The organism is Microbacterium sp. PF5 (assembly GCF_004794315.1).
In the GTDB taxonomy this organism is placed as follows: Bacteria; Actinomycetota; Actinomycetes; order Actinomycetales; family Microbacteriaceae; genus Microbacterium; species Microbacterium sufflavum.
This window is the reverse complement of sequence record NZ_SSDQ01000142.1, coordinates 23,975-47,267: the sequence shown is the minus strand read 5'-3', so window position 1 is coordinate 47,267 and position 23,293 is coordinate 23,975. Positions and strand designations below refer to the sequence as shown.

The window sequence follows — 23,293 nt, the reverse complement described above, 5'->3', positions numbered from 1 at the left end:
GTGCCGGGGAACTCGCCGCCGAAGAGGAGGAACGAGGTCCAGGTGCCGATCAGGGGCAGTCCCTTGATCATGCCGTCGATGATGCGCAGACCGTTGCCGGAGAGCAGGTCGTCGGGGAGCGAGTAGCCGGTGAAGCCCTCCGCCATCGCCAGGATGAACAGCGCGAAGCCGATCACCCAGTTGAGCTCGCGCGGCTTGCGGAACGCGCCGGTGAAGAACACCCGCAGCATGTGCAGGCCGATCCCGGCGACGAACACCAGCGCCGCCCAGTGGTGCATCTGCCGCACGAGCAGCCCACCGCGGATGTCGAACGAGATCCGCAGGGCCGAGTCGAACGCGGCCGTCATCTCCATGCCGCGCATCGGGGCGTACGCACCGGTGTAGTGCGTGGGGACCATCGACGCCTGGAAGAAGAACGTGAGGAACGTGCCCGTGATGAACACCACGACGAACGCCCACAGGGCGATCTCGCCCAGCATGAACGACCAGTGGTCGGGGAACACCTTGCGCCCCAGCTCCTTCATCAGTCCAGAGATGCTGGTGCGCTCGTCGAGGTAGTTGGCGGCGGAACCGACGAAACGGCCTCCGAGGGGTCGTCGGGAGGTGTCGTGGTCTGCCTGGTCGCGAGTGCGCGTCGTGGCCATGGGGTCCTCTTCGGGTGGTCAGGTGAGCGGGAGCCGGGGAAGGAGAAGGGGGCGGGCGGGCGTCAGTGGTCGGCCCGGAGCTGGGCGGCCCGGCGGCGCAGGCCGCTCATGCGCCGCTCCAGGGCGCGCAGGCGTAGCCACGCGTCCACGTCGCGCGTCTCGAGCGCCGCGAGATCGCCCTCCGTCAGGGCATGCAGCCGGTCGACCGTCAGATCGTCGTAGCGCACCCCGTGGCGGTATCCGCGTGCGAACGCCCGCGAGATCCCGAGGATGACGAGGAGGATGATCACGCCGATGATGGATCCGAAGAGCGCGTCCACGGAGTCTCCCTTCGCTGTGTGCCGGAGGCACGTCGGCGGGAGAGCGCGTCGCCAAGAGGGTCGCGGTGTGCGGCGAAGCGGAGGCGGGGACGGTTCCACCGGCAAGAAGCGACACGAGACGACCTTCATGGTCAGTCTTGTCGCTTTGCGGGTACTGCGCCCTCGTCCGCAGGTCCGGAACTCGGACCTGCGGCCACCGTAGCAGAGGTCGTGGAGGCCCGGCCAACCCGGGTCGCGCGTGCACAGGTGCTGTTGCGGTTCCGCCGCTACCCTGGGAGTGTCCCCGGTCACCGGGGCGGCGGACGAGGGAGCAGTACCCGCACACGACGACTGACTCATGAGGGAGTCGTCATGTCCAGGGAGAGGCCGACCGGCGAGGAGCCGACCATGAGCCGACCGTCGATCAGGCAGCTGGTCACCCCCGTCGATGTGGTCCGCGTGGTGCTCGGCTGGGGTGCGTTCGGTGCGCTGCTGATCGCCCACCCGTTGCTCGCGCCGCCCGTGCCCGGTCCGCTGCTGGTGGTCGCGCTCGTCGGCATCGTCGCGGTGATCCTGGTGTGCGCGTTCGGCGTGGTGAAGCAGGCGGAGGCCCTCGCGCACCGGCTGGGCGACCCCTACGGCTCGCTCGTGCTCACCCTGTCGATCGTGCTGATCGAGGTGATCCTGATCTCCGCGGTCATGCTCGGTCCCGGCGAGCACGCCACGATCGCCCGCGACTCGGTGATGGCCGTGTCGATGATCATCTTGAACCTCGTGATCGGGCTCGCGCTGCTGCTGGGCGGGCTGCGTCACCGCGGGATGGCGCACAACCGCACCGGCACGTCGGCGTACCTGGCGATGCTGGTGGTGCTCGTGGCGCTCGGGATCGCCCTGCCCGGGCTCATCGGCGACGACGGCGCGTACACGGTGGGGCAGGAGATCCCGATCATCGTGCTGACGCTCGCGCTGTACGCGTTCTTCCTGTTCCGGCAGATGGGCGCGCAGGCGGAGGACTTCACGGAGGTCGACGAGCGACTGCGGACCGCGGCTCGTACGGAGGAGCCGCGCCCCGGCATCCGGGAGGTGCTCGCCGCGCATCGCACCGAGGTCGTGACGCGGCTGCTCCTGCTCGTGGTCACGGTGGTGCCGATCGTGCTGCTGTCGCACGACATGGCCGCGCTGCTCGACGACGGTCTCGCCAGGGTCGGGGCGCCCGTGGCCCTCGCGGGGCTCCTCATCGCGGGCATCGTGTTCCTGCCCGAGTCGATCACGGCCGTGCGGGCCGCCCTGAACGGTGAGGCGCAGCGCGTCACGAACCTCTGCCACGGCGCGCTCGTGTCGACCGTGGGGCTCACGATCCCCGCGGTGCTGGTGATCGGCATGCTCACGGGGCAGACGGTGGTGCTGGCCGAGTCGCCCGCGAACCTGCTGATGCTCGGCGTCACGCTGCTGCTGTCGGTCACGACCTTCTCCGCGAAGCGCGTGACGGCGATGCACGGCGCCGCACACCTCGCGACCTTCGCCGTGTACGTCCTCATCCTGTTCAGCTGACGGGGGGGTCGCGGCCGGAAAGAAGTGTGTAAGGAACTCCCCGGAGCGGCAAGGCGCGGTCGGCGGTCGACGGGGACGGCGGCGACACCCGAGATTGGAGGGACACACCCCTTCCTCCACACCCGGACGGTCCGCATGAAGACGAAGCTCCTTGTCACCCTCGCCGCGACGGCGCTGCTCGTGGGGGGATCGCTCGCCCCCGCCCACGCCGACGAGAGTCTCCACCAGGATGTCGTCTACGCGCTCGAGCACGTCCCCGGGGGCGTCGCCGTGGACGCGTACACCGCGGAGTGGCCCGATCTCGGCATGCAACTCACCGTCCCGTCGCCATACCAGCGGGCCGTGGGCAGCTGTGCGACCGGACAGTACTGCGCCTACTCGGAGCCGAACCGCGGCGGAACGCGGTTGAGCTTCAGCGTCTGCTCGATCGTCAGCACCGCCGGCCTCAGCACCGTGCGCTCGATCGCCAACGCCCGCTCCTCCGGGACCGTCCAGGCCCGCAATGCCGCGAGCACGGTGCTGGCGTCGGCGGGCGCGGGGGTCACGGCGAACGTCGTCGGGGCGGTCACGAACCTCCGTTGCCTGTTCTGATCGTGCCGCTACCCTGTTCACACCGGATCGCGGCGTGAGGGAGGGGCGCATGTTCCACTTCACGTTCACGCACCCGCTCGCGCTGGCGACCGCGGCGCCCGGTTCCGGCGATGCCGCCGGCTTCCTGCGCGTGGCACCCGGACGCGTTCGGCCCACGTCGCGCGCGGCAGAGCACGACGGCGCCGGCGCGAAGGCGGTGGTGTACCGACAGCTGTTCGACCAGTACTGGCCCCGCATCCACCGCCACCTGGAGTGCTTCATCGACGACGCGGAGGAGGTCGAAGAGCTCACCGCCGAGGTGTTCCTGATCGCCTGGCGCAAACTCGACCCCGCGAGCCCCATGGGGTTGCGGTGGTTCCTGCGCACCGCCGACAACAAGCTCCGTGATCGCAGTCGGCGTGCGCGCTCCCGCGCCAGTGCGATCGACGCGCTCACGCGCGGGCTCAGCAACCCGGCCGAGCCGCTCGACCCGATGGAGGCACTGGCGCTGCGGCGCGCCCTCCGCTCGCTGAGCGCCAGGGAACGGCAGGTCGTGGTGCTCACGTACTGGGATGAACTCAGCGCCGGCGAGGTGGCCGAGGCGCTGCACACCAGCCCCGGAGCCGTGTGGACGACCCTGACGCGGGCACGCACCAAGCTGCGCGTCCAGCTCGAGACGGGACCAGCGCGATGAACATCTCCGATACCGAGCTCGACCGCCTGTTCCGTGCGGCGAGCCCGGCCCCGCGAACGACGGGCGACGTCGGCCTCACCGCGGCCGAGATCGCGATCCGCGAGGGCATCATCCGCGGCGACTACCGCCCGCAGAGGCGCCGCCGCCGCCCGGCCCTGGTGTGGGCCGGAGTGGTCACGGCGACAGCGGCCGTCGCGGCTGCCACGGTCGTCGCGGTGTCGGTGCTGGTGCCCACGCAACCCGCGGTGGCGCTCACCCCGCCCGCCCTGCACTACACGGCAGCCGGTACCGCGGCGGAGGTGTTCGCCGACGCGGAGCGCACCCTGATGGTCGACGCCGCGGTCGCGCAGGCCCCGGTCGTGCACTCGGTGTCGTGGAACTGGAGCGTCGACCTGGCGGACGAGCACGTCGAGGTCGTGCCCCAGGAGATCACCCTGGAGTGGGGTCCCGGTCAGCCGACCGTCTCGACCATCGTCGCGGGGGAGCCGTACTGGCCCGACGGCGAGCGTCCGGATGGCATCGCCGCGAGCCCGTACGCGCCCGGCGAGCTCATCGACACCGTGGCCCTGTCACCGGAGGAGTTCGCTCTGCCGACCGCGGTCGCCGGACTCTCCGGAAGCTCGCGCGCCGAGCTCGACGCGGCCCTCGGTGCATTCGGGGCCACGTCGGCGTCGTCGTCCGGGGAGCTGCTGGCCGCGATCACCGGCTTGCTGCAGTACTGGACGCTGACGGACGCCCAGCACGCGGCGCTGCTGGAGCTGCTCGACGAGGCAGGGGGCGTGACCGTGCGGGGCGAGACGACCGACCGCCTGGGGCGCGACGTGATCGGCGTGCAGGTGTCCTCGGTGGTGCCCGAGCGGGTGGAGACCGCGTTCATCTCCGTCGAGTCGGGCCGGATCGTCGGTGTGGAGAGCGAGCTCGTGGCGCCGCTGGAGGGTCTGCCGGCCGGCGTGGTGTCGTACACGATGTGGGATGCCGCGCGCTGAGAGGCGGCCGTCGCGACCCTCCGGAGAAGCCGTGTAAGGAACACGGCACTCGTGCAAAAGGGCTTCCCGTGCACGCCCCGATCCGCGCGCACACTGAAAGCTCGCGGTAAGGACATCGGCGTCAGGGCGACGGCAACATCGAGAACAACTCGGGCCTCGTGTACGGCGTCACGTGGGATCCCGCGTCGGCGAAGTTCATCTGACCCCTCACCCCTGGAGCGTTCACCCGTGTCGAAACACCTTCGTCTCGGCGGCGCGATGCTGGTGGCGGCTGCGACTCTCGCAGCCGCCACCGGCTGCGTCTCCGACACCCCCGCCGCCGAACAGACGCCGACGGGCAGCGTGGAGAAGAACATCTCCGCGTGGACGCTGCCGCTGGACCCCTACGTCCTGACCGACAAGATGCTCAAGAAGGCCGCCTACGCGGGTGCGCTCGTGATCGCCGAATGCCTGGAGGAGAAGGGCACGCCGCTGCCGGTGCCGTACGTCGACTTCGACAGCGCCTACGAGGGCCGCGAGACCACGCGTTCCGCGCTGACCGAGGAGGTCGCGAGCACGTACGGATACCACCTCCCGCAGGAGGCGCTGCCCCTCGAGGTGCTGCCGTGGGAGGCGTATCGCACCGCCGACCTCGATGCGGCGACCGCCGCGGTGAGCGACGAGTGCTCGGCCGAGCTGCAGGGGCGGATCCCCGGGTACTCCTCCGACATGATGAACTTCTCCTCCATGTTCGTCGGGTCGGCGTTCGAGGGCGCCCTGGCCGACCCGGCCGTGAGGGAAGCGGCCGATCGGTGGAACGAGTGCATGGTGCCCCTCGGTGTGGAGGATCTTCCCGCCCTTCCGATCGACATGCCGTCCGACTCGGTGCGGCAACGGTTCACCACGAGCCCCCTCAGCGGAGACGACCCGAGCACGGGCGACATCACGCGTGAGGAGGTGCGGCTCGCGCTGGAGGATGTGGATTGCCGGGAGTCGTCGGGCTTCCAGCAGGCGTTCTACGACGCGCTGTGGGAGCGGGAGGCCGCGTCGTACGAGCAGAACGCGGAGGCCTTCGAGTCGCTGCGGGCGAAGGTCGCCACGGTGTCGGCGGAGATCGACGCGACGATCGCCGAGCTCGCGACGGCGGAGTGACGGCCGGATGGTGAAGGAGGCCGCCGTCCCCCGCCGGTCACGTCGCGTCGTCCTGATCACGGCGTCCGTGCTGGTTGCCGGTGCCCTGTTCGCCGGCGGATGGGCGGCGGCGCTCGTCTTCCGGTCTCCCGCGCAGATCGACGCGGCCGCTCAGCCCCCCGATCCCTCCCTCATCACCGCGACGGTGGTCCGCGGTCAGCTCGCCGATGTGATCAACGCCCAGGGCACCGTCGCCAACGTCGATGAGATCTCCACCGCGGTGCCGACGCCGGACGGCGGCGGGAGCGTGACGCTGTCTCCCGTCACACCGGGGCAGCAGGCCTCGGCGGGGACGCTGCTGCTGGAGGTGAACAACCAACCCCTGTTCGCGATGCCCGGGTCGTTCCCCTTCTTCCGCGACATGAAGACGGGCGACACGGGGCGCGACGTCCTCCAGCTGCAGAACGGCCTGATCGCGGCGGGCTATGCGCTCACGGCGGACGGTGCGTTCGGACGCGCGACCGCGGAGGCGGTGGCCGGACTGTTCCGGGCGAACGGCTACGCGGTGCCCCTGGTCGACCCGGCGGCGGATGCCACGGACGGCGATGCCGCTCCGGTGGTCCCGGCGACGCCGGCTCCTCCGTCCACGAAGGTGGTGTCGGCGCCCGCTGCCGCGTTTCTGGTGGTGCCGCAGCTTCCAGCCGCGGTGCTGGCGATCCCGGCGACCGGCGCGCTGCCCGAGAAGGCGGCCGTGGTGACGTCGTCCGGAGAGACCGTGGTCAAGGCGACGGTCGTCCCGGCGGTCGCCGCTCAACTCGAGGAGGGGATGTCGGCCACGATGCTCGCGGGCTCGACCACGGTCGCGCTCACGCTGCTGCGCATCGTCGAGGTCGAGAACGAGGACGGCGAGAGCTCGTTCGACGTGCTGTTCGCGTACACCGACGCGAGCCAGCGCCCGCAGCAGGCCGGAGCAGAGGGGCTCGTCAGCATCACGCGGGAGATCGTGGCGGAGGAGTCGCTGCTCGTGCCGTCCCGCGCCGTCCTGTCGCGCGGGGAGAGCCGCTACGTGCTCGTCGCGAGGGAGGGCGGGTTCGTCGAGGTCGCGGTCTCTGAGCGGGGGGCTCTGGGCGGCACGAGTGCGGTGACGGCGGTCGACGACGGCGAGCTCGACGCGGGCGACGAAGTGCGGGTGCAGTAGTGCCGACGCTGTCGCTCGACCGCGTCTCGCGGGTGTTCCCGACGACGCCGCCGGTCGTGGCGCTCGACGGGGTGGACGTCGTCTTCGCGCAGGGCGAGTACGTGGCCGTGGAGGGCGAGTCCGGCGGGGGGAAGTCGACGCTGCTGGGAATCGTCGGACTCCTGGACCGTCCGTCGTCCGGCCGCTACCTGATCGACGGGGACGATGTGGCGGGGCTCTCCGATCGTGCTGCTGCCGCGGCCCGATCGGACCTGCTCGGCTACATCTTCCAGAGCTTCCATCTGCTCGACCGGCGCACCGTGGTCGAGAACGTCGAGCTGCCGCTGCACTATCGGGCCGTGGACCGCGACGAGCGGCGTGGGCTCGCGCTGCGCGCGCTGCAGGATGTCGGGCTCGGGGAGTTCGCGCAGAGCCGTCCCGGCGTGCTGTCGGGCGGGCAGCGGCAGCGGGTGGCGATCGCGCGGGCGATGGCGGCGCGGACACCGATCCTCCTGGCGGACGAGCCGACGGGAAACCTGGACTCGGAGAACAGTGCCGCGATGCTCGAGCTGTTCGACGAGGTGCGGCGGTCGGGCACGACCCTGATCGTGGTGACGCATTCCGCTGTGGTCGCCGAGCGGGCGGACCGGCGGGTGCGGGTGGCGGACGGGCGGGTGGTGTCCGATGGGTCGCGGCGTGCACCCGTGGGGGAGGACGGCGCACGCCGCCACCCGCCCGTCAGCGGACCGCATCCCCCGGGCCGCGCCTCGACCGTGCGGTTCGGCGACCTCGTTCGCGACGCCTGGCGCAACGTGACGAGTCGCCCTGGTCGCACCCTGGCCCTGGTCGCCGCCCTCGCGGTCCCCCTGGCACTCGCACTGACGACACTGGGGCTGGCGTCGTCCGCGAGCGTGCAGGTGTCGAGCGATTTCGACACCGTCGCCGCACGGGAGGTCGCGGTGCAGGCGCCGGGCGACGGGGTGTCGCCCACGCTGACGACGTCGCTCGACGCTGCGGCGACCGAGCTCACGGAGTTGAACGGGGTCACCTCGGCCGCTGTCGTGGAAGACTCCGGCACCCACGCGGTGCGGGTGGGTGCGCCGCGGCCTGAGGTCGAGACGGGGGTGTTCGCGGCGGCCGGTGATCCGGTCGCCGCGCTGCGGCTCGAGGTCGACTGGGCGGAGGGGGCGGACGCCCTTGGTCCCGGCGAGGTGCTGGTGGGCACGCACCTCGCGGCGAACCTGGGCCTCGGCCCGGTCGAGCGGGCGCCCACCGTGAGCATCGACGGGGAGACGTTCGTGGTGGCCGGGGTCGTGTCGTCGTCGCCACGGCGCACGGATCTGCTGGGCAAGGCGATGATCCTCGCGGCGGCCGACGCGGCACCCCCCGTCGGCTCGGTGTCGGGCTACCTCGTGACGCGCGCGGGTGCTGCCGGCCAGGTCGCGGCGGAGGCCCCGGTGGCGTTGGATGCGTTCCGGCCGGAGCGCTTCGACGTGTCGCAGCCGCCGGCGCCGAGTGCGACCCGCGAGAAGGTGGAGGCCAGCGTCGGCATGAGTCTGGCGGTGCTCACGGCCGTGGCACTGGTCGGCGGCGTGCTGTCGATCGTGCTGGCGACGGTGAGCTCGGTCGCGGAGCGGCGCGCGGAGATCGGACTGCGGCGAGCGCTGGGGGCCAGACGGCTGCACGTGAGTGCGATGCTGGTGGCGGAGTCGATGCTGCTCGGCGTGCTCGACGGGCTGGTGGGGGTGGTCCTGGGGATGTCGGCGATCCTGGCCGTCACGCTGGCGCGGCAGTGGACGCCGGTGTTCGATGTGCGACTCGCGCTCCTCGCCCTGGGCGGCGGTGTCGCGATCGCCTGTCTGGGCGCGATCGCCGGGGCCGTGCGAGCCGGGGCGGTCCTTCCGAACGCGGCCCTGCGCTCGTGAGCGTGTGCCCGAGTCCGCGACGCTCTCAGTGTTGCGTTCGCGGGTGCGTCGCCCGCTGCATCACCCGCGCGCGCATCGAAGGCGGCGATCACCGCGATCATGTCCTGTCCGCCCAGCCCCGCCCGATTGGCCTCGTCGAACAGGTCGCGGCTCGCGTGGATGAGGGGGTGCGCGGTCCCGGCGGCGATGACGCCCACGGTGCGTGTGTCCATCCCCGCCTCCTCTCAGGTCAGCCGGTCGGCGCAGTGGACCATTCGTTGCGTTCCGCATGAAGAGTTCGCGCCGGCTAACGGCCCTTCACATAGTGGCCGAGCCGCCCTTCACGAACCAGGAAGAAGCCGAACGCCGTTCCCGTCAGCGTGCCCACGGAGAAGGAAAGCGCGATCTCCGCGGATCGGAGCGCCAGGCTGGGCAGCTCAGTGGGCGCGGTGATCGTCGCCGTAAGGAATCCCGCCATCCATGCCGCCGCGACAGCGGGCAGCGACCAGGCCACGCTCTCGATGAGGTGCTGAAGGTAGAGAGTTCCACGGCTCGCGCCAGCGTGCAGATTGGATGCGATCTCTACGCGACGGAACCAGACGGCCATGCCCGACAGCACGAAGCCGACCAGCGCCGCGAGATAGGGCGCGTACTGGGTGATTCGCGACTCGTACTCAGTGGACCCAGCGAACGTGAGACCGTACTTCGTGTTCAGCTGAGAGACGATGGGTTGCTCGCTGGCCGCGGCGCCAGCTGCCGCAGGCGTGACGGAGGTGAGAAGCAGCTGTCGGAGGTCAGACCGTTGCGGCCAGGACAGCACCCAGCACTCGTCGAATGCCCCATCGCTTGCGCTGGTCGGCGACAGCACCGCCCAGCCGAAGCCCGCGCGGCGACCGTCCGGCGGGTACGGGTAGGTGCCGCGGACAGGCGTGGGAGCGCCCGCCGTCAGAGGCAGAGCAGTCGACCCGAGATTCGAGGCGACATCCGTGCTGACATAGACTCCAGAGCCGCCGTCCTCCGCTCCAAGTACCCGTGCGAACGCAGGGGTCGTCGTATACAGGTCGAGCGGCTCGCCAGGTAGGGTTCCGGCTGTCACCTTGCCTTCCGGGCGCATCGCGCCGGCGGCGAGAACGTTCGGGGTGTCGGCGAGCGCATCGCAGGATGCTCCGTTGATACGTCCGGGGAGCGCCAGAGTCATCACGGCCGCGCCGGAGCCGCGATACTCGATCGCGTCGTCCACCGTCCGCGAGATGGTGAGGACGTCGGAGAGAACGGCGACGGTCAGGGCCAGAGTTGAGATAAAGAACAGCGCCCCGAGGCGGGACGTGCCTGAGGTGAGGTTGCGGATGATCTCCCGAAGCAGCGCGTGTGCTCTCATTCGGCGAAGGCCCTCGGCGAGTACTGGGCGAGGTCAAGGTTGATGTCGCAGGCATCCCGCGTCTCCTCATCGTGTGTTGCGACGATGACGATGGTGCGGGAGGACGCGACGTTCGAGAGGACAGCGTTTACGACATGGGCGGTTGCGCGATCCAGCTGCGCGGTCGGTTCATCGACGAGGAGAAGGTCCGGTGATGAGGCGGCCGCCCGCGCCAGCATCAGTCGTTGCGCCTCGCCACCCGAGAGGTGGCGAAACTGTCTGTCGCGGACATCGTGCAAGTTGAATCGCCCGAGGAGCTCGAGGGCGCTCTCATCCGCCTCATCGGCGCGCATGCCGGAAGCGATGAACGGGAACGCGACGTGGTCGATCGCGGTTCGTTTCGCCACGCCGTAGGGGTTCTGGAAGACCCAACTGGTCGAGTCCACGCCGTCCATGCTCACGTGGCCGGCCGCTGGCGCGGTCCACCCCGCGAGGATCGCCATCAGCGTGCTCTTCCCCGACCCGGATGCACCGGTCAGCGCGTAGATGTGCCCCGGCGTGAACGTGTACGACAGCCCCCGGAACAGCCACGCATCACGCGAGTACGCGTGTCCCAGGTCCGACACCTCTACCCGCATGTCGGCCGTTTGCCGGGTTGCGCATCGACCGAGGCGGGCGATTCGTCTGCCGAGAAGACGACGAAGGAGTTGCCGAATTCCGACCCGACCACCGTGACGACCAACGGATCGTTGTCGACGAACACGCAGGAGGAGCCCGTGGAATCCGTCATGACAGCAGTTGCGGGGATGGCCGCGACCTGAACAGGTGTCTGCAGAACCACCGTGCCTTTGAGGGTCAGCGACGTTGCCTCCGGGGATGCGCTTGCCGCTTCCCGGAAAGCATCGGTGTTGCGGACGGCGTCGCTGGTCACCTCGGGCGGCAGTTCGCCCGCATCGCCCAGCGCTACCGGCTCCGGGAGGAGATCCAGATACCGTGCGCCGGGAAGCCGGCCTTCGGGGAGCGACACCGCAGAGATGACGACCCCGGAGTCGACCGTGGCGAGTGAGCCGCCCGGCGCCACGGAGCCACTCAACTGCGCGTCGCATTTCTCCACCGTCACGGCGGGAGAGGGGAGCCAGACGACGAGGTCTCGTGTCAGAGCCCCGTCGAGCTCGACGCCGACGGTCTTCGCGAGCGTGGTCAGCGTTCTCATCTCGTCGCGCGAGAGTGCGGAGTCGACGTTGGCAGGTTGCCCCAGACGAACGAGTTCCTCTTCGAGCGCCCGCACGTCCTGTCCTTTGTCTCCGGGAACGAGATCCCGCCACAGGGGTACAGAGGTCGAGAGGCTGAGCAGGTTGACGCCATCGACCGCCACAGACGACGTTGCCGAGCTCAAGGTCGTCCCCCGGGTACACGCCCACGACGTCACGGTTCCGGGGCGGTTCACCGCGATACTCATCGGCGGCAAGATCTCCGCCGTGAGTTCGACGCTTCGCGGATCATCGAACTCCTGCATCGTCACGGCGATGGTGGAGAGTTCGTCCTCACCCTTCAATGTGCCCGGGGTGTTCGCGGTCAGAAGCGAATAGGCCAGGCCGATGCCGAGCGCCGCGCCCACGACGAGCGTGCACCCGACGATCGTCAAGCTCGAGGAGACGGAACCTCTCATTTGTTGAAGGAGAAGTCCGCGTTGCACGCTTCGAAGATCGCGAAGCCGTGTTCATCGGTGAAGGGGAACGCCAGGTTCGGGGCGTCCTCGAGGTACTGCTCCTCCGTGTAGGACGCGGGAACAGCCTTGTTGCGGATCAGGCACTCGGTGAGCAGCTGGGTCGCGGGAACGTTCTCCGGGTTGGACGTCTGGGAACGATAGAGGTACCCGACCCAGGCCTCGCCGCTTTCCTCTTCACACCCGCCCATTCTCTGATTGGCGATCTCGCCATCCATCCCACCAGCGTTCACCTCGTAGCTCCCGTTGGCCTTGTACTCCGTCAGGGAGATGCCGTTGTCGTCGAGGCACGTCTCAAGCGTTTTCAGTACCTGCGACCATTCCTGGTCCGTGATCTGCTCATCCTCGAGGATCGCCTTTACGTCGTCTGTCTTGCTCTTCTTCCACGCCTCTTGGTACTCGGCGGCGAAGTTTCCTTGAAAAGCCGGCACCCCTGCGGTGCTTTCCGCCTCGGTTGAACTCGATGAGTCGGGTGCCTCTCCCGCACTGCACCCTGTCATGAGCGCCATCAGCACGCTCGCCGTCATCACGAGCCGAAGCGAGCGGGACTTCATTCTCATCACATACCTCTTTACTGGGCGCCGGTCGTGGTTTCGGCTATGCGGTGGCCGCCGAACGGCCCCCGCAATACATCGCAGTCGCGAGGAGTCTCACACGACTACCTGACTGTTCGGATCGGACCGACGTGGATGTCGTCGGTCCGATCCTTGTGAGTTCAGCGAACACGACACGGTCGTGGCGGTGGGCTGAGAGACCGTGGCGGGCTGCGTCAGCTCAGTACGTGAACCAGTAGGCCTCGTTGCCGAACGCGGTTCCGGGCTGCCATGCGCGGGCCCAGATTCCGCCGTTCTGGTCTGAAGACCGAACGATGGAACCCGTGCTGTTCTTCACGCTCGACCGATGCTTCTTGGAGGCGTGGTAGTAGCTGCTGTCGTTGCCACGGTTCGACCCGTTCAGGTTCTCGTGCACGCCGTACCAGTGCTTGCCTCCGCCAGCAGCCGCTCCTTCCACCTTGGAGCTTGCGGCCCAGCCGTAGCCCAGGTCGTGGGCGCTCGCGGACACGGTTCCTCCGGCCACGATGCCGACTGCCAGCAGACCCGCCAGCAAGGATGCAGTGCGCTTCTTCATCGAAATAACCAATCTGTCATCACACACGGATGGCGATTTACCCCCCGGTCAGAGAACGGTCCCGCATGGCCACGCCGAAGTCTCGCGTAGCTCAGCTTCTCGCCTCGTGTGACGACTCTCCCAGGATTGGTGTCTTCCGCGGTCGGCACCGCTGGCCCCTTTTTGGGTGCTGCGACGAGTTCCTTACGAACCTTGTTGCACACCGGATCCATGTCGGTGGCGCCCGACAAGGCACGGTGAGCTCGCATAAACGTCGAAAGAGCCGGTCAAGAACAATGCCTGACCGGCTCTTTCACTCGCTGTGCGCGAGGGGGGACTTGAACTCTTGCCCCCGCGCTGACAGGCGCCCACGCTGTGAGGCAGGAACCCGCATGAAATCAACGTCTTCCGGGGTAGTGACAGCATGTGCCTACCCCTCGATACACGCAGGAACGTACTCGGTGCCCCATCGTTTGCCCCATGAGCACCACCCCCGCGTGGCGACGGTCCTCGTCGTCAGCAGGTATCACCCTTCAGAAACGCTTCAGTCTGAGAACGCGTCAGAGAAGTAGCCCAAGTTCGGGTTATCCAGAGTGCCGATCACGAGACCTCGATCGAGGAATCGATTGAACTCCTCACAGCTGGTCTCGGGGAGGAGCCCACAGGCGTGACACGCCGCAAGGTTGCAGGAGTCCGGCCCCTGCCCCTTCTCGCCTGCATCCATACACACCGGATCAGTCGAGCACCAGTGAGCGTCCGCCAGTGCAGAGGCAAAAACTTGCCGCACGTTGTCCGGGCGTGCCATGCGAACAAGTCCGCCCATCGTCCCTTCTGAGTCGCCCGCCGCTGTGTAGATCAGTACGCCGGCCATGTTCCGATCGGCCGAGTCAGAGACGTAGAGACGCTCCCGGAGCGAAGCCGAGCTGTAGCCGCAGGCGAAGATGAACTCGTTGATCAAAAGATGCGACAGCGTATGCAGCAGCACGAACCTTGGGCTAATCGTCCGCCCCTGCAACCCGCGCTGGCTTGCCACTGATCCGTAGTGATCGGTGATCCGTTGGGCGCGTGCCTGGACCTCCGCACGCCCCTCCCAGGCTGCAAGGCGTGCCCCGTCGAGCTCGAAGTAGATTCCTTCACCCTTGACCACATAGGCCGGCAGCCAATCCTGCGCCGGGGTCAAGCTGGCACGCCTGAGCATCGCCTTCCCCTCCGTCAGCTTCAGCTCGCCGTCGCGAACCCGCGTAAACCCCCGCAACGCGCGCGTCTCCCGAAGCACATCGATCGACCTCACGCGAGAGAGGTGGCTTGCTAGATCAGCGTGAAGACCCGGGTCGGATGCCGCGAGGAAGTCATCTTTCGGTGTCTCGCGAATCTTCACGTATTCCGGATGCCGCCAGATGTCGTCGCTCGTCAGGCTCTCCGCGTCGACCGGAGTCTCGGCTGGCTCCTCCCCGCTGCTCTCGCCGATGCCGAACTGATCTTGGTATGCCGCCAGTAACTCGTCGTCCGAAATGGGAGCGAAGAGTTCGGGCGGGACGTTTCGCTCCAGCAGCTTCCGTAGCTGCCCGCCCGACACCTCATCAAGACCCAACTGAAACACGTTGTTGAAGGTCGTGCTGACAGCAGGGTGTCGGAGCAGCTGATGGACCTCCTCGCTGACGGCTCCCTCGCGTCGAGGGAGATAGATCGAGGACTCCACCTTGGGGAAGTAGACGTTTCCAGCAGCGCGCAGGGCGCCTCGAATCGGTTGATCGCAAACACCGTCAAGCTGCGCTAACCAGGGCCGAGCCCCACCGCAGAGATAGGGCTGTTCTGGCGAAACGAGCTGATCGCTGAGATTGGTGTGCTCCTCGCCGTTCTTGTCGAATCGGGCCTCGGTGACCCCTCGAAGCGAGCGCTCCTGCTTGCAGGTATCGCAGGTTACGACCTGCCCTTCGAGCCCGCCGCCTCCGCGTGATACGAGGCGCAGCGTACCCGTACAAGATGGGTTGGCCGATCGATGCACCCACTTGTCAAAGGGAAAGTCATCCAGGTGCCCTCGGGCGCAGATCGCCACGAACGGAACCTGCGACATCTTCGGCTTGTACTTCTTGTCGGCATGCTCCTTGTCCTGGCACTCCACGAGCGTCTTCATCGTGAGCTTGCTGAGTTCCAGACGCTTGCAATAGATGCAGAACGACCATCGGGGGAAGCGCAACACGGGTACGGTAAGTCGGATGTTTCGCAAGTCGCTGCCCTGGCCTGACGGCCTATAGTCCGGTGGCAGTCGGAACTCGGAGACTTTGAGGCGAGACTCAAGCCGCCAGTCGTGTTCCTGGTACTCCTCCATCGCGAGAGCACTCTGATCGACTTCATACCAGTGGTCAAGACCCGCGGTGATGACGGAGGTCCCGTTTACGAGCACGCTCATGGCACCGACGCCGAACGGTGTCACCAGTTGCGCTCGGCGCATTGCTCCAGTGCTCATGCTGGCTCCTCCGCGGCCGTGTCCTCGAACAGGTACGCCTGACTGATCTCCAGGCGGCACTCGGCATCGACGTTCCGCATGCTTGTCGGCACATCCCAGATCGTCGCGCGACGGTCAAGATCAGGGAGTGTTCCTGCGAACCGCATGAGTCCTTGCAGCGGGTCACCGAAGGGAGCAGGGTTCGCATCCCACTCGGTTCGCTCCCACCCTCCCCACTGCCGGGCGCGATCGCGCGCAAAGCGATCGAGGACCGGAACCTCGTCCGGTTCCGCGATTTCTGCTCGCTCACGCAGCAGGCGAATGGCCTCGTCGTAGGCAGTCGAAGGGAACGGGTCAGGCCCAAGCGTCTCCGGCGAGGTCTGCCGGACATAGGCGACCGCCGCCGCGTGGAGTGCCCTGCGAAGAACGGGCATGGCGAATGGGGTGACGGAAGTCGGCTCCACCTGCGCGTAAAGCTGTTGATGGTAGGTGCGGAAACGCTCGTAGTGGCTGCGGTCACGCGGCTTCGCGGCCCCGTAGATGGTGATGACCAGTCCAGGGCTGACTTCCGGCTTTCGGCCGACCCGACCGCTCACCTGGATGTACTGCGCCGTGGTCTTCGGTTGCCCGACGATCGTCATCAGCGCGAGCCGATCGATGTCCACACCTACCTCGATGATGTTCGAGGCGAGACAGATATCGATAGCCTCTTGTCGCTCCTTCCCAGGGGCGTACCTCACCTGGAGCTGTTCGATCGCCTTTGGAATCTCGTCTGACCGCCGCCTCGAAGTGAGTTCCATCTGCCGGTGAGGCCACCGTGGCACGATCCCGTCCCGTCGGCGGAGCCCGGTGAGATAGTCGGGAATGTCAGCCTGGAGGAGCGAGACGGTATTCCCGAGTTCCCGGAGCGAGTTGAGGAAGTTGAGGTTGGTCCAGTAGCCGTCCCGGTCCTCTTCCGGGATGTCCACCGCGGCCTGGAGGGTTGCTGCGGCGACACGGACCTGGACCGTCTGTGTCGAGCCGAGCGACGCGCTCATCACACCGATGTAGCGCCGCCCTGGTTCCGGGGTTCCGTCGGCCGAAGTCGCGGGTTCAGCAAAGAAGGATCGCCCCTCCTCAAGACCGTGCGGCGGAAAGAGCGCGACGGTCTCCCTGCCGAAAAGCCCCTTGATCTGGTCCTCATATCGCCTGACCGTCGCCGTGGAGGCAATGATCTTGGGGAGCACAGGACTCGCGCCGCGGCGATCGGTACACAGTTCGTCGATCACGGGCTCGTAGATTCCGACCATTGAGCCGAGCGGGCCGGAGATCAAGTGCAGCTCGTCCTGAATGATCAAGCTGGGCGGAGACACCTTTCGCGCGCCACTCGCGTCAAGCCCGAAGAGATTCCTCGCCCTGGGGCGCCACGCCATCATCGCGAACTTGTCGACAGTCCCGATGACAATCGAGGGCCGAGCTTCATAGATATCGTCATCGACAACATGGACCGGCAGACCAGCACGGCGTGAATACTTGCACTCGCCGTCAATGCAGCGGAGCACGACCCTGCCCGCTGCTTCCTCGTACCCGATCGGTTCCTGTCCGCCGCCCTTCTTAGGCTGCGGGCCCATCTGTGCACCGCACCAGGGACACCTCAGCAGAAGGAAAAGGTTCTGCTCGTGAGGTCGTCTACGCAGAGCCCGCAAGTTGTCAAGTGCTTGCTTCCACGTATTCGGCGTTGAGCTGCCACCCAGCCAAATCCCGATTCCAAAGGGAGCAGCACCGAGGGTGTCAGAGTTCTGCTCCCGAATGTCTTCGAGCACGCAGACCAGCGATGCAGCACGGAGGAACTGCTGCGCCGTGAGGAGACGCAGGGTGTATCGCATGAGCGTGTCTGTTCCGGCGTCATCGGGGTTACGGAGCCGCCGGGAGAGCAAACTGACGGCGGCCGCGCCAAGGTACGCCTCTGTCTTGCCACCGCCAGTGGGGAAGAAGATCAGATCGACGTCGCTGCGAGTCTGGCGTTCTGGCTCTACGAGTTCGGGCAGTACTGCAAGTAGGAACGCAATCTGGAATGGACGCCAGTATCCCCGGCCAGTCGGCACGGTGAGCGCGGGGTGCGCTCCCTCGATTCTCCAGCGACCATCGCCGCTCTGCTTGGCCTCGCGCAGCTCGAATCCGGATCGGACCTGCTGGAGCAGCATCGCCTCGTTTGCCCAGCGAAACGCTCGCGCAGCTCGATCGTTCGCTGCCACGAGGCTCCAGCCTGTTCGCATCCGCGTCAGCGCCGCTCGTGCTCGACGCATGTGCTCACTCGCGGCGTCCTGATAGCGCGGAAGCAACTCGGGGATCTCGGCCTCCCGCCGATCGATCCACTTCTCATACTGACTGAGGACAAGCTCCACTTGGGCGGCGCCGTCCTCGCTACCACTTGCCAGGGCCGCCATACTGACAGCCACCGGCTGCCGCTTGCCATCGGCATCGAAGGCAGGATTCCCGTCGTCGTCAGACAGGTACACGTTCGGTGAGAGGCTGACGACCTCATATGCAGGCAGAGCTGCGGCCTGCACGAACGGCACAACTCCATCGGCGTTGACTGCCCCCCACTCGGCTGCACAGCCATGCCCGATCGCATAGGTGCGCTGGTTCCGGTAGAGGAGGTCAAGCGATCGCTCCTCCTCGTCCCGGTTGGGCAGCTCAACCTCCGGATAGGGGATGATTTCAGCGTTGCCGACAGTCGACACCTTGAAGCCAACCTGAAAGACTGCCGCAGACGGGCCGGAACCAGGAGCATCGTTGACGACTGCGACGGTCACGATCCTGAGAGCCGGGTCGTCAGCCCCGGGGACCGGACGACTGAACACTCGCACCGCAAGAGGGACAACGCCTTCGCCGCTCAGGAGCACGACGTCAACGACTTTGAGCCGATTCGTCTCCCGCAGAACCGTGCCACCCGAGATCGTGCCGACCGCCTCGAAGGGGCGCCTGACCCACCAATCGACTGGTTTGGCGACACCTGCGATGTGGACCGTCAGCTTCTCGTATCTTGCGCCGACCACCTCAACGGTGAGGGTTCCCGAGTCAGCCATGCGAGTCTCAAACGAGACGGCCATCGCCGACGGCTTGAACGTATTGGCATCCGTGAGATCGAAGTCATCCGAGTCAGCGATATCGTGACGGACGTGACCCTGGATCTCGACAGGCGGCCCTATCAGGTCGTCTTCGGAGAGCGCGATACCGGTGACTCCGTCGAGGGCGTCGGAAACCTCCTCGACGGCGCTTTCCACCGGCGAGCCGCCGACGGTAGCGCCCGCGAACAAGACTCCGACGCCGTAGCGTTTGAGCGGGGTGCCGCCTGTGAGAATCTCCTGGCCACTGTCCGCATCATGGAACTGGCCCCGGGAGGCCTCCTTCTTCTCGAAATGCACGACTCCGGCGTTAATCGTCAGCGGCTGCCCCCGCACGGGATCACCGTCGAGGGGCCCGAAGAGCTCGCGTCGTAGGGCCGCCTCAACGGTCTCACGGGATTCGATTCCGCTCATGCCTCGCCTCCAATCAGTCGCCGCAGCGTCTTCGTTTCTACCAGGGCGGTCAGGCGATCCGTCGCGCGTGTCAGCCCGACGTAGACGAGCGCATCGAAGTGCAGCCCACCCGAGTCGTCAAGGTCAGTGACAACGACAGCCGGCGCGTCCAGTCCCTTGAACGAGTGTATGGTGGCGTAGCGGAGCCGTCCCTTGATCGGCTTCGACCCGTCTGCGGGACTCAGCACTTGACGAAGCCAGGGGTCGGATGTGCTCGCAGCAACAGAACTATCGGCAAGCGGGCTGAGCACGACGATCTCTGTCAGATCGAAGCCTTCGTCACGCAGATCGCCTACGATCTTCCGCAGTATGGGGGCCTGGTCCTCGCCGCGGACGTACTTGATGATCGTCGGATCGATGCCGTCGTCGGTTCGGCGGAACTCTCTGAACCCCGGTGCCAAGTGACCGAGGAGATTGACCTGATACCCGATGCGGGGCAGGTTCCGGCAGTTCTCTGACAGCCGGAACGAGGCCAGATGTGGCGATCGGGCGCGAAGTATCTCGCGTGCACCCTCACTGCCATAGATCGCCTGCCGTTCAAAGTCGCCGAACATGAGAACGCGACCGTCGCGCAGCCCGCCCTTGACGACCAGATCAAGCAAGTCGAGGTACGTGTCGGTCGCGATGTCCTGAATCTCATCGACGATGAGGAAGTCTCCGACCTCCTCCGCACTCCGCTCAGCAAGGCCCTCAAGCGCCAGTTCGGGCAGCACTCGCTCCCAGAAGTCGCTATCGGCGTCTGCCGGCGGGCCGCTCATGCCGGCGAGTCGCAGCATCTCCTGGTGCAATGTGCCCACGCGGAGCCCCACGACATCCGAGAGTTTCTCGCGGAGGCTGTGCCCTAGCAGGCGGTTGAAGCATAGAAGCCTCCCCGCTCGTCCCTGAGCGGCTGCCCGCTGAGCCGACTCGGCGGCGAGGAAGGTCTTGCCAGTTCCGGCAGGGCCTGTAAACAAGACGCCTCTGTTGTCGGCGGCTGAGTCCAGTGCGCGGTACTGCTCCTCGACGAACTGTGCGAGCTGACCCTCTCGCGCTTGTCGGCGGTCCCCGGCAGTCATCACGACCTCGAACCGCGGGCGAAGCGTGGCAACGATCCGTTCAGCGGTGGCCTGGTCCGGGCCGAATCCACCGAAGCCGAAGTACTTGATCGTGGAGGCGAGGTGCTGCGCTCCCTCTCTCATGACTCGTTCGACCGCTTGAACTGCGCTCGGAAAGTCGCTCGAATCGAGCACCTGCCACGAGTGCCACTCCGGTGAGTCGGGCAGCGTCGCTCGCGCACGCACTCCCGTAAACCACACTGCGTGCAAGATCGGGACATCCTGCAGCTCGACCCGCTTACTCAGGAGATAGCCCCGGATACTGTGCATCGCCTCCTGCGCCTGCTGAAATGGTCCTCGCACGGTCGGAGAGTCCTGACCAAGGCGCCAGGCGCCATCTGAGCTACGCGCGACCGACAGGTGCGACTTCACCTCGATCACCAGCAGCCCGGCATCGGGCGCGACGATGACGAAGTCCGCCTCGCCTTCGACTTGTCGCTCATGCTGCGCGATCCCAAGTGAGTGCAGCACCGTCCAGTGCTCAGTCCCAACTGCATCCCGCAGCGCCGCGAAGACAGCCTTCTCCCCCGGAGGCGCGGAATCGGCGCAATAGGCCGGAATCATTCGAGCCATTGAGCACCCTCGTCGGCAAAGGGCACGCGAGCGTCGTGACGGGCGACCAGCTCCGTAAATGGCGCGATCGCAAGGACACGGGTAACGAACATGCCCCGAAAACCCGGCTCGGCAATATCGAGCGTCATGTGACCAACGCGGTCGAGCTCGTGAAGGTCCGCGACATCCGCCGCCGCTTCCAGCCGGTCACGCAACTCCCGAGTGGCTCGATGCACCTCATGTCTCAGCAATGAGGCGTGCCCAAAGTACGGCTGGACCGGTAACCCCAGCCACCCGAGGAGCCGCTCGAAGTCACCATCACTCTGCGGACGGATCACGTGAGGCGATGCCCAGGCACGGACCTGGCCGGCCGCGCGAACCCCGAGTGCACGCAAGGCGCGTTCAGAGTCGCGAATGCCGCTCGCCCCGAGTCGGTCAATCAGCGCAGACTTCCAGGACGCCTGCGACTCCTGGATTGCTGACGCGCGAGGGCCGATTCGCGTAAATGCTCGCGCATGGAGGGACTCGCGCTCAGCCTCACCTTCACGCAGAAGCAGATAGGTGCCCGGAGCGACCGCGGGCACCTCGGAATAGCCAACGCGCTCGCCAGGCGGCTGTGTCGGATCAAGCGCGCGGATGCGCTCACCATCGTCATCAAGCCAGATTGCGCGGTTCCCCGAAAGAAGGATCTTGCGCGCTTCCACCTCGTCCGCGTTAGGCGCACGGTCCTCACTCACCCGGCTCCCCCAGACCGGCTGCGGAAGGAGGTCCTCCTCCGGGATCGACTCGGTCTCCGACATCCCAGGCTCCATCGACGCGGGCCATGCATCGCCAACCTCGACGATGCGCGCGGCGACCTGGATACCGCCTTCGGCGTACTGTGCGATTGCCGACCTTGGGACGTTTCGATCGCCGAACCACGCCGGGAGGATGAACGTCACTTCCAGCGTGCGGGGCGCAGTGACTGCCGTCGGCTTGAAGAATCGCGGTGGACCCACGAAGTAGGCGATGTCCTCGGAAACATCGGCGAGCTCAAGATCGCCGAGCGTGAGAACACGTACCCCAAGCGAACCGAGCCACTCGCCCAGGGTTTCTCGCGATCGACTGCTCGCAGCCACGACAATTGCCGAGTCAACTCCGACCTCAGCCAGCGACTCAAGCAGTACGGCGCCCATGAGTGGGTCGCGGGCACAGAGTGCAGCCGCGGCGTCAGCGATCTCTCGCAGGAGCACGTCTTCGTTGACGGCTCCGATCAGCCGCCGAGCCTGACGACCCACCTCGCCCGCGGCAGCCGTGAGCTGAGCATTGCGCTCTATCGGCATCGGGTCGGTGATGAGGCGCCAGCGCAGTGCTTTCGCGGCACCGGCGAGATGGTCCCAGACGCCCGGCCCATCCCGCTGGATCAGTCGGAACAGGCCGCGGGTGGCCGAATCGAACCTTGCACCGAGTTCGTCCCGAACAGCAATGATCTCGACGCCATGCCGTACCAGCGAAGCGGAGGCCGCGTATCGCTGATCGAGTCCGATGATCCGCGACGTCATAGTGCCACCGTGAATCCGAGTGCCTCGACACCGGCAGGAGGAGCCCAACCGAGTTGTGTCGACAACGCGATCGGCTCTCCGCGCGAGTTTCTGAGCTGCATGACCTGTTCCGCTGCACTCTCGTCAGCAACGGATCGATCGAAGACGCACACGACGATCGGGCTTAGGACGTCATTGAGATATCTGATTGCACCCTGGCCGTCCAGAATCGTGAGGGATACGTCATCGGGAAGCGGAAGCTGGTCGGCAAAGCCCGAAGACGAATAGATGCGCGAGAACCAAGTTGCTGACTTCTCAGTCCTTGGGAGAAGCAGTGTTGCCAGCGCGTCGCCGTCAGGATCATCACCCCGCGCCAGGACGGCTTCGAGATCGTCACTGATCCAGCTCTTCGTTCCCACGATTGCGAGGTCCGCAGCCGGTGCCACGAGACGTCGCACCCAGTCGCGGTCGACTCCCGTCAAACGACCGATACTTCCGATCGTCGGTCGCAGCATCTTCTCCGCCGGATCACCCTCCGCCACGGGCGCAACGCCCTCCATGCGGTCAACAGCCCAGTGACCCGCCAAGGTGACCCGTGCCGGGGGTCGGGTCTCATCGAGCCCCTGGAACGGGCCTGAGATGACATGCGTTGCATTCACCGCACGGTAGTGCGCCCGTGGCAACGCTCCTCGAAGCACAGTCAGCGGGTCAATCGTTGTCTGTACAGGCGCCCGCCCAAGCGTCCATCCCGTGCCGACGAGTGCCGCTGCGTACTCGCGACTCGGAACCGAAATTGCAATGATCAACTGCCGACCGCTGAAATCATCAGCCCTCCGGGCAAGCCGCGTTCCGAGCGCGAGAATCGGGCCGATCCAAGCTGACTGCACCGGCTCGGAGTCAGGGTTTTCCGCAAGGCTGAGGAGCACGTTCGGTCCTGACCGACTGCCCGCCTCGCTCATAGCTTTTCCCCCGCTCGTCGCTCTCCACTGTAGGGAT

Annotated in this window: 19 protein-coding genes and 1 riboswitch; of the genes, 7 read left to right on the top strand and 12 right to left on the bottom strand. The window is 66.8% G+C overall.

All coding sequences use genetic code 11. The annotated features are described in order from the left end of the window. Both DW297_RS13650 and DW297_RS13645 read right to left on the bottom strand, forming a co-directional pair. On the bottom strand, positions 1 to 644 hold a 644-nt coding region (locus DW297_RS13650), incomplete at its 3' end, for a cytochrome b (RefSeq protein ID WP_136033288.1). A 62-nt stretch (positions 645 to 706) separates the two neighbouring features. Further along, on the bottom strand, positions 707 to 964 hold the full coding sequence (locus DW297_RS13645) for a hypothetical protein (protein ID WP_136033285.1): 258 nt from the start codon (positions 962 to 964) through the stop codon (positions 707 to 709). A gap of 127 nt (positions 965 to 1,091) precedes the next feature. Next, positions 1,092 to 1,156: riboswitch (guanidine-III (ykkC-III) riboswitch) on the bottom strand. 195 nt (positions 1,157 to 1,351) lie between these two features. Between DW297_RS13645 and DW297_RS13640 the strand changes: the two genes are divergently transcribed. The 7 genes from DW297_RS13640 to DW297_RS19275 all read left to right on the top strand — a co-directional run bounded on the left by DW297_RS13640 (position 1,352) and on the right by DW297_RS19275 (position 8,956). Next, entirely contained in the window at positions 1,352 to 2,494 is a 1,143-nt protein-coding gene (locus DW297_RS13640; protein WP_136033284.1) for a calcium:proton antiporter, read from the top strand. Between the two features lie 135 nt (positions 2,495 to 2,629). Next, the gene (locus DW297_RS13635; protein ID WP_136033282.1) at positions 2,630 to 3,085 is read left to right on the top strand and encodes a peptidase inhibitor family I36 protein; all 456 of its coding nucleotides are present in this window, start codon (positions 2,630 to 2,632) and stop codon (positions 3,083 to 3,085) included. A gap of 49 nt (positions 3,086 to 3,134) precedes the next feature. Then, the gene (locus DW297_RS13630; RefSeq protein WP_168442869.1) at positions 3,135 to 3,758 is read left to right on the top strand and encodes an RNA polymerase sigma factor; all 624 of its coding nucleotides are present in this window, start codon (positions 3,135 to 3,137) and stop codon (positions 3,756 to 3,758) included. Next, positions 3,755 to 4,744: a hypothetical protein gene (locus DW297_RS13625; protein ID WP_136033278.1), complete on the top strand. Its 990-nt coding sequence runs from the start codon at positions 3,755 to 3,757 to the stop codon at positions 4,742 to 4,744. Before DW297_RS13630 ends, DW297_RS13625 begins: the two co-directional genes overlap by 4 nt. A 228-nt stretch (positions 4,745 to 4,972) precedes the next feature. Next, entirely contained in the window at positions 4,973 to 5,875 is a 903-nt protein-coding gene (locus tag DW297_RS18980; protein WP_168387128.1) for a hypothetical protein, read from the top strand. 7 nt (positions 5,876 to 5,882) lie between these two features. Then, positions 5,883 to 7,052 (top strand): peptidoglycan-binding domain-containing protein, encoded by a 1,170-nt coding sequence (locus tag DW297_RS13620; protein ID WP_168442868.1) that lies wholly within the window; start codon positions 5,883 to 5,885, stop codon positions 7,050 to 7,052. Continuing rightward, a complete protein-coding gene (locus DW297_RS19275; RefSeq protein ID WP_136033273.1) occupies positions 7,052 to 8,956 on the top strand; it encodes an ABC transporter ATP-binding protein/permease in 1,905 nt (634 codons plus the stop codon). Before DW297_RS13620 ends, DW297_RS19275 begins: the two co-directional genes overlap by 1 nt. A gap of 286 nt (positions 8,957 to 9,242) precedes the next feature. Here DW297_RS19275 and DW297_RS13610 read toward each other — a convergent pair whose 3' ends face one another. From DW297_RS13610 to DW297_RS19270, 10 genes are all read right to left on the bottom strand, one after another. Next, on the bottom strand, positions 9,243 to 10,313 hold the full coding sequence (locus DW297_RS13610; protein ID WP_136033271.1) for a hypothetical protein: 1,071 nt from the start codon (positions 10,311 to 10,313) through the stop codon (positions 9,243 to 9,245). After that, on the bottom strand, positions 10,310 to 10,930 hold the full coding sequence (locus tag DW297_RS13605; protein ID WP_136033269.1) for an ATP-binding cassette domain-containing protein: 621 nt from the start codon (positions 10,928 to 10,930) through the stop codon (positions 10,310 to 10,312). Before DW297_RS13605 ends, DW297_RS13610 begins: the two co-directional genes overlap by 4 nt. Beyond that, positions 10,921 to 11,937: a hypothetical protein gene (locus DW297_RS13600; RefSeq protein ID WP_136033267.1), complete on the bottom strand. Its 1,017-nt coding sequence runs from the start codon at positions 11,935 to 11,937 to the stop codon at positions 10,921 to 10,923. Before DW297_RS13600 ends, DW297_RS13605 begins: the two co-directional genes overlap by 10 nt. A gap of 20 nt (positions 11,938 to 11,957) precedes the next feature. Next, the gene (locus DW297_RS13595) at positions 11,958 to 12,578 is read right to left on the bottom strand and encodes a hypothetical protein (protein ID WP_136033265.1); all 621 of its coding nucleotides are present in this window, start codon (positions 12,576 to 12,578) and stop codon (positions 11,958 to 11,960) included. 214 nt (positions 12,579 to 12,792) lie between these two features. Further along, positions 12,793 to 13,146 carry a lactococcin 972 family bacteriocin gene (locus DW297_RS13590; protein WP_136033263.1) on the bottom strand — a complete coding sequence of 118 codons (354 nt, stop codon included), beginning with the start codon at positions 13,144 to 13,146 and terminating at the stop codon, positions 12,793 to 12,795. A 523-nt stretch (positions 13,147 to 13,669) separates the two neighbouring features. Continuing rightward, positions 13,670 to 15,592 (bottom strand): DUF1998 domain-containing protein, encoded by a 1,923-nt coding sequence (drmB, locus tag DW297_RS13585; protein ID WP_136033261.1) that lies wholly within the window; start codon positions 15,590 to 15,592, stop codon positions 13,670 to 13,672. After that, the gene (locus DW297_RS13580) at positions 15,589 to 19,092 is read right to left on the bottom strand and encodes a helicase-related protein (protein ID WP_136033259.1); all 3,504 of its coding nucleotides are present in this window, start codon (positions 19,090 to 19,092) and stop codon (positions 15,589 to 15,591) included. Before DW297_RS13580 ends, drmB begins: the two co-directional genes overlap by 4 nt. Continuing rightward, complete coding sequence (locus DW297_RS13575; RefSeq protein WP_240744627.1) at positions 19,089 to 20,798, bottom strand: nuclease-related domain-containing DEAD/DEAH box helicase; 1,710 nt, start codon at positions 20,796 to 20,798, stop codon at positions 19,089 to 19,091. The genes DW297_RS13580 and DW297_RS13575 overlap by 4 nt, the downstream gene beginning before the upstream one ends. Continuing rightward, positions 20,786 to 22,318 carry a hypothetical protein gene (locus DW297_RS13570; RefSeq protein WP_136033257.1) on the bottom strand — a complete coding sequence of 511 codons (1,533 nt, stop codon included), beginning with the start codon at positions 22,316 to 22,318 and terminating at the stop codon, positions 20,786 to 20,788. Before DW297_RS13570 ends, DW297_RS13575 begins: the two co-directional genes overlap by 13 nt. Then, complete coding sequence (locus tag DW297_RS19270) at positions 22,315 to 23,223, bottom strand: hypothetical protein (protein WP_240744626.1); 909 nt, start codon at positions 23,221 to 23,223, stop codon at positions 22,315 to 22,317. Before DW297_RS19270 ends, DW297_RS13570 begins: the two co-directional genes overlap by 4 nt. Positions 23,224 to 23,293: the final 70 nt, after the last annotated feature.

Excerpts from the sequence above, each read along its gene's own strand:
- DW297_RS13635 (WP_136033282.1), top strand. The coding sequence starts at position 2,630 with ATGAAGACGAAGCTCCTTGTCACCCTCGCCGCGACGGCGCTGCTCGTG.
- DW297_RS13590 (WP_136033263.1), bottom strand. The coding sequence starts at position 13,146 with ATGAAGAAGCGCACTGCATCCTTGCTGGCGGGTCTGCTGGCAGTCGGC.
- DW297_RS13595 (WP_136033265.1), bottom strand. The coding sequence starts at position 12,578 with ATGAGAATGAAGTCCCGCTCGCTTCGGCTCGTGATGACGGCGAGCGTG.
- DW297_RS13640 (WP_136033284.1), top strand. The coding sequence starts at position 1,352 with ATGAGCCGACCGTCGATCAGGCAGCTGGTCACCCCCGTCGATGTGGTC.
- DW297_RS13605 (WP_136033269.1), bottom strand. The coding sequence starts at position 10,930 with ATGCGGGTAGAGGTGTCGGACCTGGGACACGCGTACTCGCGTGATGCG.
- DW297_RS13570 (WP_136033257.1), bottom strand. The coding sequence starts at position 22,318 with ATGACGTCGCGGATCATCGGACTCGATCAGCGATACGCGGCCTCCGCT.
- DW297_RS13630 (WP_168442869.1), top strand. The coding sequence starts at position 3,135 with ATGTTCCACTTCACGTTCACGCACCCGCTCGCGCTGGCGACCGCGGCG.
- drmB (WP_136033261.1), bottom strand. The coding sequence starts at position 15,592 with ATGAGCACTGGAGCAATGCGCCGAGCGCAACTGGTGACACCGTTCGGC.
- DW297_RS13580 (WP_136033259.1), bottom strand. The coding sequence starts at position 19,092 with ATGAGCGGAATCGAATCCCGTGAGACCGTTGAGGCGGCCCTACGACGC.
- DW297_RS13575 (WP_240744627.1), bottom strand. The coding sequence starts at position 20,798 with ATGGCTCGAATGATTCCGGCCTATTGCGCCGATTCCGCGCCTCCGGGG.
- DW297_RS13625 (WP_136033278.1), top strand. The coding sequence starts at position 3,755 with ATGAACATCTCCGATACCGAGCTCGACCGCCTGTTCCGTGCGGCGAGC.
- DW297_RS13610 (WP_136033271.1), bottom strand. The coding sequence starts at position 10,313 with ATGAGAGCACACGCGCTGCTTCGGGAGATCATCCGCAACCTCACCTCA.
- DW297_RS13620 (WP_168442868.1), top strand. The coding sequence starts at position 5,883 with ATGGTGAAGGAGGCCGCCGTCCCCCGCCGGTCACGTCGCGTCGTCCTG.